Source organism: Clostridium perfringens (assembly GCF_016027375.1).
In the GTDB taxonomy this organism is placed as follows: domain Bacteria; phylum Bacillota; class Clostridia; order Clostridiales; family Clostridiaceae; genus Sarcina; species Sarcina perfringens.
In genome coordinates this window covers 1885033-1905240 of sequence record NZ_CP065681.1, presented here as the reverse complement: position 1 = coordinate 1905240, position 20208 = coordinate 1885033, and the positions used below count along the sequence as shown (strand labels likewise).

Genomic DNA, 20208 nt, shown 5'->3' with positions numbered 1-20208 from the left:
TAACCCACCTACTTTTAATTTAAATATGGATTTTCAACTATTGATGTAGCATCTGATAAATCTCTTAAAAAATTACAACGCTTTAACATTTCAGATAATGCTTTTTCATTTTCATCAAGGCAAGAAAAATCACTAATTGGTTCTACAATAAGATCTTCCATAGCCTTTTTATATTCGTTTCTACCTATTATAATTCCAAAATGTTCATATAGTTTTTCTATAAATGTTGTTAAAGTTAATTTTCCACCTGGTTTTATTATTGAGACCACTAAGAATTTTAGTATATTCTCCTGTAGAGTAAATCTCATACCACTTCCCTTTAAAGGTACTAAAACCCCTATATCTTTAGCTAATTTTCTACATAACTTATAACTATCATCTATAGCATATTTAAATTTACTATCTTTATCATCTATATCATATTTTTCTGTTTCATAAATCCTATTTGATATTGCATTTGTCATATCATCTTCAAGGGTATCATAAGAATTAGATGCTATCTTTTTTAACTCCTTATTTTTACTAAAGTTATATGTCATGTCTACTACCCAAGCTTGTCTTGTCTTTTTTCCAATATAATATCTAGCTTCACTATGCATAAGATTTATTAGCTGAAAAACGATTCCTTTAGATAGAATTTCAATTTTTTCAAAAGGATGCATATCACTTTTTAAAAAATTAGTTATTTCTGCAACAGTATAATCCTCTCTTTTTCCAAATTCAATTGGTATAAATCCTAACTTTTTAGTTATTTTTTTCTCTAAAATAATACCTTCATACTTTTCTTTTATACCCTCAACCCAAATTTTATGAATAGTATCACTTAAGGTTTCTATTTGTTTATATTCATTTAATTGTTTTTCTAATAAATTTGTTAATTCTTCTCTATACTTTGGATTTTTAATTAATCCTCTTAAAACATGAAGATAATAAACCTCTCCACCTCTAGCCATAAAATTATATCTATTAGTTTGACACTCAGTGTCTACCTTCCCGTATTCAAAGTCAATTCGACCTATTTCAAAGGCTTTATCTAGATCTCTTCTCTCTTTTTTTCCAATCATAGTTTCAGGTAAAATCATACTATTGCAAATAGGCAAAAAACTTTGTGCATACCAAGATCTATTTTTTGTTACTCCACTAAAGCCTAATAATAATTTTTCTATAAATTTCACCACATCTTTTTTACTATAATCACAAGAAATATCAATTTTATCTTTTATAAAATTAATCATTTCATAGTAAGCATCATCATCTATCTTACTTCTTGATTCATCCTTACTATTCATATAAAAAACAAATCTCTTTAAATCTATTTTAGACTCTGGAAAAAACTCTATTTTCTCAAGCTTTTCCTTATCTACTAATGGGAAAAACGCTTTAGTAATTTTCTCCCCTTCTCCTTCTACATATAATTTTTTTTCAGATATAACAACTTGTAAAAATTCTAGTAAATATTCATCAACATTCTGATCACTTTTAAATCTATGTCCAAAAATATCACTTTGAACAATTGAATCCTTACTATTATTACCTATATCTTTAAATTTAGGAAAATTACCCATAACTTTACTCCTATTCAACTTCAATTTCTAAACCTGCTATTTCTAACTCTGTTATTTTTATACCAGTTGCTGTTTTAATTAATATTTCTAACTTATTATTTTGTTCATTATCTTTAAAATTTTTAATAAGCCAAGAATCTAATTTAGCAATACCGCATGTTATCATAGGTGATGCTTTTGTTTCTATAGCTCCATTTAAAATCGAATTGAAATATTCTATTAATTGATAATTTAACAAGTATTCACTGTCACTATTTCTTTTTTTTAAATAGATTTCATTTTTATACTCAATGTCATCAAATTCATTTTTTACACTTTTTGATACAATCTCTAATTGCTTTTTATCTACCTCTCCAATTACTAGCATAACACTTTGGTATGTTTCATCATGCCTTTTTAGAGTTAAGTATAGTTTTTTATCATTATCATCTCCACCATCAAATTTTAGTTTTCTTAAGGAATTAAAAACTATATCTTTTAACTTTCTTAAATCATTTTTTTCTTCTTTTCCAGTTATACAATTTTTATATAAAGTAAATGTTTCTCCAAAAACTTGATTCATTAAGTCATCACATTCTTCTAAACCAAATACCAAAAAGAATCTCCTTATACACCTTCTTATCTTAATCGCTTTTTCTCTATCAAAAATTTTATCTATTCCATTATTCTCGTTGCAATCTCTCTCATATTTAGACCATCTATCCTTAATTACATTAGCAACTTCTTCTGGCATCATTTTGTAATCATTTTTTACAAATAGATTATAATCTTCATCAAGAGATATTTTATCTAAATTTAAACTTTTAAGTTTTCTTATAGCTTCTATCTGGTTGCTATTTTCATCTTCTTCTATACCATGATATCCAAATAAATTATTTGCTAAATTATATATATATTTATAGTAATCTTCATTGAATATATCCTTGTTAATATAATCACAAGATTTATTAGCTGTAATCATAAAAGTAATATGTGCTATCATTTGTCTTATAGTTAATCTTTGGTCACTTTCATATAACCATCTGTAGTAGCTTTTTATAAATTCACTTATTCTATTTTTATGATTTTCAATTAATTTTTTATTGAAATTTATATGACAAACTTTCTCTTTTCCGCAATTTTCACATTCACACCATAACGTTTCATCTATAATTTTCTCTAAAATTTCATCAACAAAATCAATATTATCAATTCTCGCAAGATTTATTATTGAAAATTTTTTATCTTGAACCTCTAATTCTTTATACTCATTTTTATCTAATTGAGTTATTACATCAGATTCTAAATCAGAATTTATCTTCTTTAAGGTTTTTATTAGTGGTCCCGTATTACTTATAACAATTGCTGTTGCTTCTTTATCTGGCATTTCCAAAGCTTCATTTATTAATTTTTCTTGAGTACTTTCTTCAAGTTCACTCATATCTTTCACATAAAAAACCTTGTAATTACTATTCTCTAAAAAATCATATTCCTTTAACCCCTGATCTTTTATTAAATCTAATTCTTTTAATATCTGTGCTAATATACTTGTTTTTCCATCACCAGCATGTCCAGTTATAAAAAAAACTTTATGTTCATTATTTTTTATAGATTCTTGTATAAAATATCCTAACTTTCTATCAACATGTATCTTTTTATAAAATTTATTAATAACTTGTGATTCTGCCAATGCCCCAGTTGAATTACCATCTACATTATTCATTGAATTTAAATAATCTACAAATTTACGTGTCATTAATTCATCCCCCATAGTCTAAAGTAATTCTTCTAATGCTTCTGATAATTTATCAATATCTTCTTCTGTATTAAAATAACCTAAACTTACTCTAACCATTCCATACTTAGCATTATCCCCTAAAAATGCACCAACTCTAGGTGCACAGTGATGTCCTGCTCTAACACATATATTAAAATCCTCATCTAATATACTTGCAACTTCTTCAGCCTTGTATCCTAATAAATTAAAGCTTATTATCCCAATGTGCTTTTTATTATCTTTAGGTATATATAATTCAATATTCTTTAATTTTTTTAATTTTTCAACACAATACTTAGTTAATTCAAATTCCTTTTCTTTTATATTATTACTTTCAATCCATTTTATTCCATTATATGTGCCAAAAATTGCTTCAATATTGTAACTTCCTGGTTCATATCTATATGGTAATTCTTTTGGCATATGTAAGTCTGTTGAATTTGAACCGGTTCCTCCAGTTGAAAACATCTTTAATTCATAGTCTGAATTATATATATATCCACCTATTCCAAATGGACCATACATAGTTTTATGCCCTGCAAAAACTAAAAAATCTATATCAATATTTTTCATATCAATATTAATTAATCCTAAAGCTTGAGAAGCATCTACAATTACTAAGGTATTTTCTGTTTTTGCTATACTTATTATTTCTTCTATAGGCAATATTAAACCTGTTGTATTACTAATTTGTGAAAGTAATATTACATCTGCTTTATTCTTAACAATCATTCTCTTAAATTCATCTTCTTTTAATTCTAATGTTATATTATCAAATGGTATCATTTCTATATTTATTGATATTTCATCTTTAATCTTCTCTAATGTCCTCATTATTGCATTATGTTCAAAAGGACTTACATAAATATTTGTAATTTCATTCCAATTCAATCCATTTAATATTTGATTTATGGCAATTGTTGCCGATGGTTGTATTATTACTTTACTAGAATTATTCAAATTAACTAAATTTATGATACTTTTTCTAAATTCATCTATTACATTAGTTGCTTTTTTAGCTAAACTATATGATCCTCTGCCAGCATTAACACCAAATTCTCTAATACATTTATTTACTGCATCATAAACGCACTCTGGTTTTGGAAATGTGGTTGCCGCATTATCTAAATAAATAGTTCTTTCCAACATCTACACCTCTTTTTGTTTTAGGGCAATATTTTATATTGCCCTACTAATTTACTAAATAAACTTCTCTAATAAACCAATTAAGATTGTCCTTTTTTCATCATCGGTTATAGATGATCCATATTCTTCAATTGTCTCTTCTAATTGATTTATAAGAGTATTTCCCAAAACACTTATATCTGTTTTCTTAAATATTTTTTCATGCTTTGTACCATTGGCATTTGAAACTAATGTTATAACATCTGAATTTTCTTCCTCTTTTACTTCTTCTAAATCCTTTATTTTTTCTAAACAAGTATCTAAAGTTTCTAAATATGATTTTATTGTAGTATCATTCCAATCACCTATAGTTAATCCTGTTAATATTACTGATAGCTGATCAATTATTATTTCCTCATTATTAGTACTAAGCTCTTTTCCATACTCTATCAATTTATTTGTTACAACATCATATAAATAATCCTTCTTATACTGTTGCAAGCTATTAATCCATAATTTAATCGATTGACTTAAACTTCCATTATAGTCTAAAGTTAATTTATTTTTAGTTATATTAGATAATTCATATTTAACTTTTATACACCTATTATCTAAATAATATTTTATTTCATTTAATCTTTTTAGAGCCTCATATAAATCTTCTGTTCCACATATATTAGGTAAGTCCACAAATATAAAACTTCTTATATTTATATCATACTTTAATAATTCTTTTCTAAGTTTAACTATATCTCTATCTATTTTTTCATCTGAATTAAACTTTAGTTCATGTATTCTAGTAAATTTATCTAAAGATTTAATCCAATCTTGCATTGCATAAACTACTCTTTCATACTTATTTGTTTTTATAATATTTGATGCCTCAAATAGCTTTTCTAATCCTAAAAAGTACTCATCTTTTTCTTTAGTTCCTTTATCAATTTCTATAAAATACATATTTGGATTCTCATTTATATTGTTTATAGTATTTGAATTTAAAGGAACTTCTTTTAAGGTTCTTTCTCCTGTATATAAAATAATTTCGTCTTTAAACCCTGATAATACAACAGTCAAATATATTGGTATTATACCTTTTCTCATACCAAATCCATGAGATGTACCCTCTAATATTTCATATATATCTTTAAATGACTTTTTCTTCCCTTCTGAATCAATCAGTTCTTTTTTCAAAACTTGCAATACTAAATCTATATCTTTATCTACTTCAGAATCTGTAAATAATCCCTTATTAGTTAGAGTTGCCCTTGCTATAGTTACCTCAGGACCATTTCCTGTAAAATCTAAGTTTCCTGATAATATTCCATCTATAATTTTATTTCTAGCTTTTAAAATTATAGATGAGATTTTTCTTTTATTTATCATTTCATTATTTATTTTTGGTGTACAATTATATATATTTTCACATATTTTTGATATTTTTCTATTAAGATCACCAATACTATTTACATTTAATATATCTCCTTGCCAATAAATATCTGATTCTCCTATCTCAATATCAAATACTTTTGCTATATTATTTTTTATTATATCTAATAAATCCTCTTCTAAAATATCTAAATATTCACTTAATATTTCATTTTCCTTTAATAATTCTTCATCTTCTTTTAAATATCTTACACTTAGTAACTCTAACACATCATTCTCAAAACCTATTGGCTTCTTTGGAACATTTAATATTAAATTTGTAGCATAATTATATTTACTTATATTACCTATGAAATTTTGTAAATTTTCACAATTCTTTTCTATAACATTTAATATAATTCCATCTGAATTCTCTTGACTTATTAGTTCGTTTATATCACTATATGTTAATAATTCATCTAAAGTTATAAATTTATGTCTAAAAAATCTTGTCATTGAATATTCATCATTATATTTTTTAGCTGTTATATATCCTAAAGTTTCTATTTTTTCTAGTTCTTCCGCTAAATTTATATTTCTAAACCTTGTATTTATTACATCATTTATTTTCTGATTTATGTCAATTTTAATGCCTGGCATAAAATCTAATGTATTATTACTTTTTCTTTTAATTAAAATACCTTTAGTTACTAAATTATTTACTGTAAAATCTACATCTAAGTTTAAAAAGGCACTTTTTAGAGTAACTTTTGTTGACGATAAAACTTCTTCTGCATCTATAATTTTTATAATAGCTAAACCTTTTATTATTTTTTCCTCATCTAAGCTCTCTGATTTCTTTAATGCAGCATCACATTTCATCCATACTTCTCTTATTTTTTCATTAAATATTTCTTTTTTAAAAAGTTCTTCAAAGTAATTATATAAAACATCTATCTCTAATAAATTTCCCACTTCATTTTTTGATAAAAAATCTGATAGTGTATTTGAGCCTCTTTTTGAAAGAAAAGTAAATAATGTTCTTTCATTTTGTGCTACTTTCTCACTTATACTTGGTAAAACAAACACCGTGATTGGATTTAATGGAAATGCATTTATAGCTATATTGTTTTTATATGATTCGAAGTTATATAAATCCTTAAACATATAAAATCCTCTTTCATACACCTCTAATAACTCATTATTTTTATTAATTATAGATTTTATTTTCTCTTTATCTGATATTATTGTGTTTCCTATTAATTCATAGTTTTGCTTTGATGAAGTTGTAAAATAAATTTCTTTAAATCTACCTTCTATAGCTCTCCACATATCTATTTTATTAGATGGTATTTTGCTTATATATTCATTTATAGATTTGTGAGTAATACATGCTAAATGAATTTGATTTTCCTTTGTTCTATTACATAATTCAGCTATATCTTGTAGCACTTTCATATCTTTAGCATTATTTCTATCTGTACTTGCTTCTATAAATTTACTAAACTCATCAAAAACCATAAATATTCCTTTATATCCATATTGCTCACATATTTTATAGTTAAACTCTTCTATTATTTTAACTACATCTGTGTTCAACATAGGATTATATTCTACCCCTGAGCTTATAATAGGATATATATTTACAAAAATTTGATATGCACTACTACTATAACTTTCTAATTCTTTTATAAATTGATCTACTGTAATATTAAATTTACTTAATTCTTTTTCTAATATATTTAATGTATCTTTATAAGATTTTTTCCATAAGTTTATTAAATCTATTACTGATGTAAAATATGTATTTAATTCAATTTCTTCTAATCCATATTTTTCAATAGCTTGTTTTAATGACATTAAGAATGATTGTTGTAAATCTTGACTATTACTATTTATTATTAATGGTAAAAATCTAGTTTTATTTTTTGTTAAAGCTTTTATTAAATCTGCTGTTTCTTCATCTATAACTCTAATCTTCTTTACTAAGTCATTTATTATAGTTTTATTTTCTGATGATATTAAAGCCATTAAAACAAGAGCTAAGTGACTTTTTCCTTTTCCATATGGACCTATAAGAACAGTTGTCTTATCTGTTGAATCTAACATAATACTTGTTAAATATTCTTTTAAAATTCTAATACTCTGTTTTGTAGGTATATATCCCTTAACTTTATCTAAATTATCTATATCATACTGTAAATTTATAGAGTATTGAAAACTTTTATTTAAGCTAATTATATCTCTGTATTCCATAAAAAATTCCTCCTACTCTTTATCGTAATATTGATTAAGGATATTCTTATTAGTTTTAACATAAACAGTATTTAATCCAGCTGTTCTATTTATTTCTATATAACCTTGCTTTTCTAGTATATCTAAATATTCATTCACTTCATTTCTATCTAAGTTAAACACTTTCCCTATATTATTTTCTTCTTCTATCAGTCTATCTATAGTTGTACTTCCTTTTTTACTTCTGTCATTTAATACATATAAAATTACTAATGGATTTAATTTAGATTTATTTATCTTTAGTTTTGTATATACATACTTATCAAATCTGTTTTTCTTTCTTTCTAATATATTTAGTTCAGAAAAAGGACATATTAGATTTTCCTCTGGATTAAGATTTTCATTATCTGAATAATATGTTTTTAATAAACATGTACAGTCATCATTAAGTGACTTTACTGAAAACTCCCCTTCACCTACTAGTCTTGTATATTCTAAATTTAGGAAATTAAACAATTCATCTTTTGAAAATTCTTTAACATCAAAGTTGTTAAAAACTAAGTTCCAAGTAGTTGCTGAATTTTGATTTTTAACTAACATGTAATGTAATATCCATAATGTAAATCTTTCTTCTATATATAAATCTTTTTCATATATTATTTTTCCTAAATTACTTAATATATATTTTGTTTTTCTATTTTCTCCTACTTTGCTTTCTACAAGCCCTAATGTAGTAATCCAATATTTTATTGCAGAAACCATATTGCTTCCTACCCCTAAAATATCTGCTGCATTCTTATCTGAAAATACATATGGATTTATCTTTATTTCTTTTAGCCCTTTAGTTATCCAGCCCTCTCTTAAATAAAAACTCCCATGTCCTTTTATCCTTATCTTTTTTTTGCCTTTTATATTTGGCATAATCTTATTCACCTCTTTTTGTAATAAGCACTTTTCTCATATAACATCCACCATCAAAGTGTGATACACATTCCCCACACCTTTTACATTTGTCATCATATATTTTATATGATTCACCTGTTTTAAATACTATTTCATTTTCATGAGCAGCTTTTTTTACTTTTACTGCATCATGTTTACACACACTTTCACATGCTAAACAACCTAAACACATTTGATATTTCGTTATTTGACAATCTACTTTACTCTTTGCTTCTTTTAAGCTTCTACATTTAAATGGTAACTTTATTATTGAAATTTTAAGATTCTTACTTCCGATTCTGCCTTGCAATCTAAGAATAGGATTATTGTTTTTATCTACTATATAAACTTCTCCCAATCTATTATTACCCATATCTTTATTTACCCATCCAAATGGTTTAAAGAATTCATATAATTCTTCTGTTATTTCTTTTTTTAATTCATAATTTATAGCTTCTGCTTCATCTGCACAAGGTTTAAATTTGACAAATGTTTTTTCACTATATTTAACACCATTTCCTCCTTGTCTAGCTTTCCAATTTCCACCATCTATATATTCTTCTGGATCTGGTTTACCAACACTTTTAGCAAATCTTATAAGTTGATTCCTCCATTTTTCATGTTCTTCTGGCATATATATGCTTGCTAAATATTGAGACCATGTGCTGTTATTTGGACAACACCAACAACCAACCCTAGAATATCCTAATCTATAAGCATCATTAAAATCTATCTTTGTAGTTAATAAATATAACCATATATCAAAGTCATACCAATCTATTATTGGCGAAGCAACCTTTTGCTTTGTTATTTTAGGACTATCTGAAGTTCTATCATATTTACTTCTACTTACAGACTCACTTCTTCTTATTCCATAAAAAGTTAATACTTTTGTTTTATCTTTAAATATAGTGCTTATTTTTTTAGTAATTGCACCTGTTTTAAATATAATACAGCACCATCTCATAACTCTACTTGGAGGACCTATAACATCACAAAGATCATAAAAGTTTTTCTCTTTATTTTTTGCTGATAATAATGGTGTTCTTATATTATTTTTTTTAAACCTATTTGCATAAACCATTGTCATTGGAAATTCCAATGTAGTATCTCCAAAAACATGAATTATTTCTGGTTTACCTAATGCTTTTATAACAAGATCGCTAACAACAGTAGAATCTTTTCCACCAGAAAAGGATACAAACATCTCATCATCATTATATCCAGCTTTTTGATCTATTATATAATCTGTAGCTTCTGTAACAATGTTATTGTATCTATCTTTATTTACTTCAATAAATCTATCTATATATTTATTAAAATTTTTATATGTAACTTTATTATCTTTTTCATTTTCTTGCAATTCTTGTATAACTTTTTTAGGAGATTTAACCATTAAATCCTTAACTGTTAAATTTATTTTTTTACCATCTACTATATATCTATTTCCTTGTCCATTCCATACAGAACACTTTGAAAACTTAAATGGCTCTCCTATTAAAACTTCCAAAAGAAGTCTTTCTTCAGGAAATACAGGTCTTATATCTGTAGAAATATATTTTCCTTTACCTCCACAACATGTACAAATTTCATCATATGTTGGAATATTACAATTTTTGCACCAAAATATTTTTGACTTTCCTATTGTTCTTTCATTACAAATCGGACAAGTACTTGTGCTACACTCTAAATTACATTTTTCACACACATAATTTATCATTATTTCACCTAATTTCTTTACTTTAATTAATTCTTAATAATTCACCTTCATTTTTTTGCACTATTTTCTATTTATTTTTTATTTATGCATTTTTTCCCTATAATATTTTATAATATTAAAATGTTAAGTGCAAGAAATTAAAATTCCACCTTTTTATATTTCACATAATATAACATTTATTTTGTTTTTATATAAAATATAATTTTAATAACGCCAACAATTACAAGTATGCTTTCCACTAGCACTTACACTTACTCTACTTGTTGCCTTTCCTCTTATAAATTTACAATCTGGAGTTTTGTGAACATAGCTGTTTCCACTAGCTACATACCCATAGTCTGAGGTTGCTTGTGGCTTATTAGGATCACTACTTGGACTATCATAGCCTGTTCTATGGTCATGACTAGCCGTACCCCCATTTGGTTTAAATGTTCCATTATTTTTATTATTTGATTGATTATTTTTACTACTTGAATTACTACTATTTGAAGACTCTCTTTTTGCTTCTTCTCTCTTTAACCTTGCCTTTTCTGCCTCTTCTTTAGCTTTTCTCTCTGCTTCAGCTTTGACTATTTTTTCTTGTTCCTCTTTTTCAGCTTTCTTCTTTAAAAGCTCATTATAAACTTCTTCTTTTTTAGCTGTTTCAGCTTTTAAGTTTTCATAAGAACTTTCAAGCTTTTTATAATTATTTTCTTCTAACTTATACTGATCTTCATTAATAGTATTATTATTTAATTCAACCTTTAAATTTTTATATCTCTCTATTGTTTCTTTATATTCACTTTCATTTATTCCCAATTCTTTTAAAGCATCACTTTGAAAATTTTTATTATTATTTAAACCACTATTAATAATAAAATTTATAAGAATTATAAATATCCCTGGATAAACTATATAATTTAACTTTTCATTTCTACTAAATCTTTTCATATTTTTAAAACCAATTGCTATGGATGGTAAAACTAAAAGTATAAAAAATTCCCTTAATAAAAAATTGCTCCCATCTTCTTTAATAAAAAAAGTAACTATACTGAATAAAATAAGAGATCCATAGTATACAGTCATAACTTTCTTGTATTTTCCATTTACTCCTGGTAGCTTCTTAAATAATTTCTTTAAATCATTTTTCATACTAAGTTATTCTCCCATCTCTCTTTTTAGCTCATCTATCTTTTTATCTAAAGCCTTTGAAGTATTTTCTTCATAATCAGAGTATTCCTTGCTTAACTCATCATACTTATTTTTAAGTTCCATATAAGAATCTTTTCTTTCCTTTGCCTTGTTATTTTCTAACTCTAAAGCATTACAATCGTTTTCAGTCTTTATGTATTTTTCTTTAAAGTCTTCTTTATTCTCTTTATAAATACTTTTATTAAGAGATATAATTAATAAACATCCTATAAATAAAATAATAGGAACTTTAAAAATAGAAATTTTCTCCTTTAATAAACTTTTCATTTTATTTCCCCCTTAAAAATATAAATTCTCATATATATTTGCATATTTATAATTTTAAGTCAATAAAGTTTAAATTAAATTCAAAAAAATATAAATAATTTAAAAAATTAAATATAATCATCTGGCATTTTAATTTTTATATCTCTTCTTGTATTCCTCATAATTCCTTCTAGCTTCTATTTCAGATTTCATTGCTTCATTAAAAAGCTCCTCCTCTGATTTAAATAGTTTAGCTATTTTACTCTTACTATTTTTAAACTGGTTAAAATCAACATCATTAAGAATTTTATCTATATAAAATTCCCCATTCTTTTCAACTATATAGGCTGTATAATCATCCATTCCACCTGATATGGTATCACTATTTTTGTCAAACTTTATCTCAAATTCTCTATGAAATTTTACCCTATATTCATTATCAGGCTCTTTTACAATACTTCTTATAGAAACCTTTGACATCTTCAATTCACTTTCTAAATTATACTTAAGTGTAGAATTAAAAGTTAAATTATATGTCTCTGCAACTTCCTTATTAGAAATTATCTCTTCACAATTAACCTCTTCCTTAGAATAATCAAAATCAACAAACTTAACTAAGAGTTCTTCAACAGGTTCTTTAATCCTTTCATCATAAGTAAGATCAATCCCTATGTTTTTATAATCCTTCATTTCCTTCTTAGCAATAATAAAAAATGATAAAGCTAAAAAAACTCCTAAACTTAAAATTGAAATAGTTACCCCAATTCCCTTTTTCATATCATATTCTTCCTTTTCTTTTATTCTCTTTTCTAACTTTTACTCATATTTTATATCTATTTTCCCCTTAATGTATAACAAAATTGTTAATTATACCCATCAAATAATAGTATTAAACTCTCTTATTCACCTCTAAATTGAACTTTCAATGTTTTTTTGAATGACTTTCACAAGTTTATGACGGACTTTCAAAAAGTCCGTCACACTCTAAAGCATTGATATGACTAGCTTTAGCCAGGCTTTGCCAGACTTTAGCTATTTTTCACTCACTATATATAGGGTATTTAATAAATGTGTTTTTTTTATACTATTTTTTTATTTTCCCTATTATATAGGAGTAAAAAAAGTCCGTCACTTCCGTCAAAACCCTTGGTATCACTAAGAAAACTCTGGCTCAAAACCCGTCACAAGTCCGTCACAACTCCGTCACTAAAGCATAAAAAGCTATATTTTCTCCTTTAGATAAATGTAAAAGTCTATAAATACTCTCCTATTTCCTAATTAACACCTTTAAAATTTATGTAAATGTTGTATAATGATAAAATAAAGAATTAAGAGTTAAGGGAGATCTTATTATGAACAATTATTTGACAGAGGAAAACGTTAGAAAGTTAAGAGAAGAGTTAGACTATAGAATGTCTGTTGTTAGAGCAAAGATTGCGAAAGAGAAACTTGAGGCAGCAGCCCATGGTGATAGATCAGAAAACGCTGAATATAAAGAGGCTTGTAGAAACTATAGAGAAAATGATAATAGAATACAATACCTTTTAACTATGATTTCAACAGCAATAATAGTTGATGAAGAAAGTAATGATAAATCTATACTAGGTCTTAACAGCAAAGCTAGAATAAAATTTGTTGAAGATGATGATGAGGATGTTGTTACTTTAGTTACAACTATGGATTTAGATTTAGAAAACATGTGTATAAGCATAGAATCAGATTTAGGAAAGGCCCTAATGGGTAAAAAGGTTGGAGATATAGTAGAAGTTGAAGCTCCTGGTGGAAACTATACTGTAGAAGTATTAGAAATATTATAATAGACTTAGCTTAAAGTGGATAATTTTATTTGTCCACTTTTTTTCTTCTTTACCTAATCTTTTAACAATAGACTTTTTTTAAATGTTCTATTTTTAAAACTTCTATCTTATAATGTATTTATTACTAATTTTTAGAAAAATAAGGAAGGTTTATTTTATGAAAAAAGATACTATTCTTGGTGCTTCTATTGGCTCTACTGACTTTCATTATCTTCAAAAGGATTATGATGAAATAAAAAAATTAAACTTAAATACTTTGACTGAGGTAGCTTGGATAGGAGATGAACTTAATTCTAAAATTGTTATGTGGACAAACTCCTCTCCTGTTAATAATGTTACCCTTTCTTCAAGTGACTTTATAAATGAAAATAGGGATTTAATCTCTTCAAATAATATTAAGATTTCTTGGCTTAAAGAAACCTTAGCTAACATAGGACGTAGTAATCCTTCTGCTCCTCTTGAACCTTTCCCAGATATTATTCATAATTCTGGTTCACTAAATATAGAAGAAAATAAAATAGCCTCTGCTTGGATTAATATAAAAATTCCTAGGAATGCAAAACCTGGAATTTATAATGGTTCTATTGAAGTCACTGCTGATGAATTAGAAAAAGCCTATACTTTTGATTATTCCTTTGAAGTTTTAAACTTAGTACAACCTCTTCCAAGGGAAACAAATACTCAAATTGAGTTTTGGCAACATCCTTACACCATAGCAAGGTATTATAAAATATCCAAAGAAGATTTATTTACAGAAAAGCATTTTAAATATTTAAGAGATAATCTTAAAGAGTATAGAAATATGGGAGGACGTGGTGTTATAGCTACTATAGTTCATGAAGCTTGGAATCATCAATCTTATGATAGTGACCCTTCAATGATTAAGTGGAGAAAAAACTCCTATGGCACCTTTGAATTTGACTACTCTCACTTTGATAAGTGGATTCAACTTAATATAGACTTAGGAATTCTAGATCCTGAAAAGGGCTTTGGCCAAATAAAGTGTTACAGTATTGTCCCTTGGAATAATAGAATTCAGTACTTTAATGAGGCTACTAATAAAGAAGAAGCCATAAATCCAAACCCTGGTGGTGATCTTTGGATAAACATTTGGACACAATTTTTAACTTCATTTATGTCTCATCTTGAAGAAAAGGGTTGGTTTAACATAACTTATATTTCAATGGATGAAAGAAGTATGGATGATTTAAAAGCTTGTGTTGATTTAATTGAAAGCATAACAAATAACTCTTATGAGCATTTTAAAATTTCTTCTGCTATGGATTATGAAAGTGGAAATGACTACTCCTTCTTAGATAGAATAGATGATATATCAATTGGATTATCCCATATAAATCATAATTCTAATGATATGAAAAATATGTCTAATCATAGACAAGAACTTGGATTATTAACTACAATATACACCTGTACTGGAGATTATCCAAGTAGTTTTACCATAAGTGATCCTATAGAAGGTGCTTTTACTATGTGGTACTCCCTATATCAAAACACCAATGGCTTTTTACGTTGGTCATGGGATGGTTGGGTTGAAAACCCTTTAGAAAATGTTTCTTATAAATATTGGGAACCTGGAGACCCTTTTCTTATATACCCAGCAGAAAAGGATAGTATAGGTAAAACCTTTTACTCTACTCCTAGATTAGAAAAATTAAAAGAAGGTATAAGAGATATAAACAAAGCTAAATATCTTATGGAAAAGGCTCCAAACTTAAAAAATTCTATAGAAAATTTAATTAACTCTCTAAAAAGACCTAATAAAGGAGAAAATGCCTATGGCTCTGCAGTAGCAGCTTCTAAGGAAGATAGAGATTTAACTATCTCAGAAACAAATAGAATGAAAAAAGGCATAAATAACTTTGCAAGAGAGTTTATTTCATTAACTATGGAAACCTTGTAGTTAATCTACTTAGAAGTTTTCACCCTTTAGCAATCAATAAAAATAGACGTGTATCAAAGTAAGTTTTATTATTATACTTTGATACACGCCCCTTTTATACAACTTATTTTTTATTTAAAAGATTATTCTCCTAAGATCTTATCCATAACTATTTGGATATCAGCTTTATCTACTACTCCATCTTTGTTTATATCAGATTTTTCACTTAAAGCATTTCCTGATATAACCTCTCCTTGATATTTAGATACTATTGATAAATCTCCTACATTTATAGAACCATCCTCATTAATATCTGCTGACCCTTCAGATTCTTCTAATACATAATTTACGGTATAGATGTTTTTATCTCCAGATTCTGAACGAGCAATGATTATTGATTTATTATTATGAACTGGTAATATAGTTACAGCCATATTTTCTTCCCCTGAAGCTTCTACAGTTTTAGGTAATTCTTTTAAATTAACTGTGTATTCATTAGTATCAGGATTAAATCCTTCTAAGGCTTCTCCATCTAATTTTATTTCAGATAATTTATTACCTTCATTAGCACTTACTTGTGGTACATACTCATATACTGCAACCTCTGATAATCCAATACACTTACCTACTTCAGGTTGTTGCATATAAACACGAATACTATCAGTATTTATTACTTTATCTAAGAAATAAGTTGTTTCTCCAGCAAGGTATGATACCTCTGTTGTATTTGAATGAGTAACTACCTCATATTCACCAGCTTCATTTTTATAACTTATTTCTACTTTCTTAGGAATTCTTCCATAAATATTATCAGTAAATAACCATAAATCTAATCTATCGATATTATATTTATTTTCCCAATCTAATTGAACATATGCCCCTTTAGGTTCACCATTTACAGTTAAATCTCTTTCATTCCAGTTTGTCCAACGTTCTCTTGTATCTGTACCATTATTAGTTATTCCATTATTAATAGAATTTAAGTTATCAGCTGTAGAAACGCAACTTTGACTTAAAGCAGGAACATCTTTGTTAGAAGAATTATTTATAGCTAAGTTAGCAGCAGCTTTTAAAGCCTCAACTACACGTACTGTTGAAGTAACAGTATATGTCTTACCTAATAAGGATACTTCTCCTAAAACTTCAACTGTTGTATTAGGCTTAGAGAAATCTACACCCTCTAAATTCCAATCCACTTTAAACTCTTCACTTTCATTTCCATCTGCTAAATATCCTTTAACAGTCTTAGGAAGTGTAGGAGTTTGTCCAGCATAAGTAAATGTTGAGTAATTTTCCATTGAAACCACATCACCAATTACATGGACATTTACATTTACAGCCACATCTGTTCCTTCTAATTTACCATTTACCTTAAATACTTGAGGAGTATTTAATTGTGATTCATCATAATCATTCCATGAAATATTAAAAGTCTCAGTTGTTCCATCACTATATCTTCCTTCTACTGTACTTGGTAACTCTGGCTTTTCATTTAAATTAACATAGTAATCTTTAACTATTTCATAAGATTCTAAGAACTTATCTTCTCCAGCATTATTTACAGTATTAATTTCTATAGATTGAGATTGTAATCCCTCACCTGAAACATTTAATCTTATATTTCCAGCATCCTTAGTTGATTGAACTATTACTAAGGCCTTACCACTTAATGCTTTTCTAGAAGCTTCTGTATCGCTTGTAGGTTTATAAGAATCTGTATCAGTTTGATCTCCATTGTCAACACCTACAATCTTTCCATTCCCTTCTAACTCAAAATTTAATCTATTCTCTGCATTTTGAACTATATTGCCATTTTCATCAACAATATCTACAGTAATATAAGATAAATCATATCCATCTGAATCAATAGTATCTCTATCTGCACTTAATCTTACAGTAGAAGCCTCTCCAGTTGTTTTTACTGTATTTCTTCCCTCTGTATTTGTGATTTCATTTCCTTCTTTGTCATATGCCTTAGCAGTTAATGTACCCTCTTCATAAGGAACATTAAAGACTGGATATAATGAATCATTTCCAAAAGTATAGTATTTATATCCTGCATCAGTTGTATGCTCAGTTGAAGTTTGCTCCCCAATCTTTTCATCATTTAGATATAATTCAACTTTGTGAGCATCAGTAAATACGTTTACTTCAACATTTCCATTTTCTATAACTATATCTTCTCTGTTCCATGTTGGAAGTACATGTAATGTATTTACATCATCATTCCATTGACTTTGATATAAATAATAAATATCTTTTTCAAATCCTGCAGTATCAACTATACCAAAGTAACTTGATTTTGGAGCTGCTCCATTTCCTCCACCAACTGTACCTGTACCAGTACCATTCCAAGGAGTAGGCTCTCCTATATAGTCAAATCCTGTCCAAACAAATTCTCCAGCATTATAATCATTTTTGATTACAAACTTCCAAGCATCACTAGCTGAATGTCCCCAACCAACTCTTGTTTGATTATTATCATACTCTGAAATACGATGATTACTATAATCTATTCCCTTTGTTTTATAATATCCTCTAGTGTGTATTGCACTACTAGTTTCAGAAGCATATAATGTCCAATCTGGATGCTTTGCTCTTTGCTGTGCAACCTGTGCTTCATTTGCATAGTTAAATCCAACTAATCCACCATTGTCATCAACCACCTCTGAAATAGCCTCTGCTGTTCTGTCTCCATTTTTAGTTCTATTATCTCCTATAGTAACATGTCTTGTTTCATCCTCATCCTTAATCCAATCAATTATATTTTGAGCTACGTTAGTATAATTAGATGCACTTCCACTAATTCCTTCTAATACCTCATTACCTATTGACCACATTATTATAGATGGGTTATTCTTAGAGTTTTTAACCATAGATCTAGCTTCAAACTCTCCCCATGTCATTTCTGGAGAACCATTTAAAATTTCATTATCTTCTCCTATTACTTCATTAAAATACTTAGAAAAGTCATTTACATTTCCGTTCTTTGGATTTGTCCATGTATCAAATGCTTCATTAATAACTAATAAACCTAAACGATTACAAATTTCTAATAACATTTCACTAGCAGGGTTATGAGAAACACGGATTGCATTTACTCCCATTTCCTTCATTTTCTCCATTTGACGTTCTACTGCACGATAATAAGATGCTGCTCCTAAAGCTCCTTGGTCATGGTGCATACAAACACCTTTTAATTTCATATTTTCTCCATTTAAAGAGAATCCAGTATCTTTGTCAAAATTATAATATCTAAAACCAAAATCAGTAAAATAAGTATCTATAACTTTTCCATCTACTAATACTTCACTTTTTACCTTATACACATTTGGATTATCAACTGACCATAAATCTGGATTATTTACAATAGCAGTTTGATTGAAAGTATAACTTTCATTAGCTCCTATACTTTGTTCATTTATTACTGCCTCGCTAACTTCTTCTCCCTTAGAATTTACTACTGTACTTTTTACAGTAACCATAGAATTGTCTTTGGACTCGTTTTCAACTATAGTCTCAATAGTTACATCTACATCTCCATCTTTTTGCTCTTCAAGTTTTGGAGTAGTAACTGTTGTTCCTGCATGGGCAACATGAATAGAGTCTGTTACACTTAAAGTTACATCACGATAAATTCCACTTCCAGAATACCATCTACTAGTTGGTACTGGATTAGATACCTTAACAGCAATTATATTTTCAGTTTGTCCATCACATATTAAAGCTTCAGTAATATCAAAGGCAAAAGAAGTGTATCCATAATTATGCTCACCAACCTTTTTACCATTTACATATACTTCAGCATTCATATATACGCCATCAAAGTTTAATGTAAAATCCTTACCATTATACTTTTCAGGAATTACAAAGGCTTTACGATACCATCCAGTTCCTCCTAATAAGAATCCACTTTCAGCTTCCCCTTCAACAGTAAAATCTCCTTCAATACTCCAATCATGAGGTAAGTTTAGTCCTCTCCATGAAGAATCATCAAAGTCTACCCCTTCAGCACCAGAAGGATCTCCCTTAAAAAACTTCCAGTTTTGATTGAATATTGTTGATCTCTCTCCATCTTTTATGAATCCAACATTTACTGTTTCAGATTCAGGAATTTGTCTTGTTTCAGCCATTACTAAAGTAGGTGCTAAGGTTAAAGCAAATGCAATTGCTGCTCCTAAAGCTGTCCCCCTTTTGTTAAATGATTGCATATTAATTTCCCCCCTTATTAAATATACATATAAGCTATTTTACTTATTTTAACTTATATGTATAATAATACCATTAAGTAAATTCATGGTAAAGTCATAAAAACTTTTTAACTATTACAAAATAATTTATCATTA

General features: G+C 27.2%; 12 protein-coding genes. 2 read left to right on the top strand and 10 right to left on the bottom strand.

All coding sequences use genetic code 11. The annotated features are described in order from the left end of the window. Positions 1-14: 14 nt before the first annotated feature. The 9 genes from I6G60_RS09110 to I6G60_RS09070 all read right to left on the bottom strand — a co-directional run bounded on the left by I6G60_RS09110 (position 15) and on the right by I6G60_RS09070 (position 12922). Positions 15-1565, bottom strand: a complete 1551-nt coding sequence (locus I6G60_RS09110) for a hypothetical protein (RefSeq protein WP_197925253.1) — start codon at positions 1563-1565, stop codon at positions 15-17. Between the two features lie 10 nt (positions 1566-1575). Then, positions 1576-3300, bottom strand: coding sequence for a hypothetical protein (locus I6G60_RS09105; RefSeq protein ID WP_197925252.1), 1725 nt, complete (start codon positions 3298-3300; stop codon positions 1576-1578). Between the two features lie 18 nt (positions 3301-3318). Then, positions 3319-4470 (bottom strand): aminotransferase class V-fold PLP-dependent enzyme, encoded by a 1152-nt coding sequence (locus tag I6G60_RS09100; RefSeq protein WP_197925251.1) that lies wholly within the window; start codon positions 4468-4470, stop codon positions 3319-3321. Positions 4471-4521: 51 nt separating this feature from the next. Beyond that, a complete protein-coding gene (locus I6G60_RS09095) occupies positions 4522-8067 on the bottom strand; it encodes a hypothetical protein (RefSeq protein WP_197925250.1) in 3546 nt (1181 codons plus the stop codon). Between the two features lie 12 nt (positions 8068-8079). Then, positions 8080-8967 carry a DUF4007 family protein gene (locus I6G60_RS09090; RefSeq protein ID WP_197925249.1) on the bottom strand — a complete coding sequence of 296 codons (888 nt, stop codon included), beginning with the start codon at positions 8965-8967 and terminating at the stop codon, positions 8080-8082. Positions 8968-8971: 4 nt separating this feature from the next. After that, entirely contained in the window at positions 8972-10708 is a 1737-nt protein-coding gene (locus I6G60_RS09085; protein ID WP_114651394.1) for a phosphoadenosine phosphosulfate reductase domain-containing protein, read from the bottom strand. Between the two features lie 204 nt (positions 10709-10912). After that, complete coding sequence (locus I6G60_RS09080) at positions 10913-11839, bottom strand: cell envelope integrity protein TolA (protein ID WP_197925248.1); 927 nt, start codon at positions 11837-11839, stop codon at positions 10913-10915. A 6-nt stretch (positions 11840-11845) separates the two neighbouring features. Then, positions 11846-12166: a hypothetical protein gene (locus tag I6G60_RS09075; protein WP_142420302.1), complete on the bottom strand. Its 321-nt coding sequence runs from the start codon at positions 12164-12166 to the stop codon at positions 11846-11848. A 129-nt stretch (positions 12167-12295) separates the two neighbouring features. After that, positions 12296-12922, bottom strand: coding sequence for a hypothetical protein (locus I6G60_RS09070; protein WP_197925247.1), 627 nt, complete (start codon positions 12920-12922; stop codon positions 12296-12298). A 575-nt stretch (positions 12923-13497) separates the two neighbouring features. Between I6G60_RS09070 and I6G60_RS09065 the strand changes: the two genes are divergently transcribed. Together I6G60_RS09065 and I6G60_RS09060 are read left to right on the top strand one after the other, a co-directional pair. Further along, positions 13498-13962, top strand: coding sequence for a GreA/GreB family elongation factor (locus I6G60_RS09065; protein WP_148335862.1), 465 nt, complete (start codon positions 13498-13500; stop codon positions 13960-13962). A 157-nt stretch (positions 13963-14119) separates the two neighbouring features. After that, positions 14120-15883 carry a DUF4091 domain-containing protein gene (locus I6G60_RS09060; protein ID WP_197925246.1) on the top strand — a complete coding sequence of 588 codons (1764 nt, stop codon included), beginning with the start codon at positions 14120-14122 and terminating at the stop codon, positions 15881-15883. Positions 15884-16005: 122 nt separating this feature from the next. Here I6G60_RS09060 and I6G60_RS09055 read toward each other — a convergent pair whose 3' ends face one another. Continuing rightward, positions 16006-20073 (bottom strand): glycoside hydrolase family 2 TIM barrel-domain containing protein, encoded by a 4068-nt coding sequence (locus I6G60_RS09055; protein WP_197925245.1) that lies wholly within the window; start codon positions 20071-20073, stop codon positions 16006-16008. Positions 20074-20208: the final 135 nt, after the last annotated feature.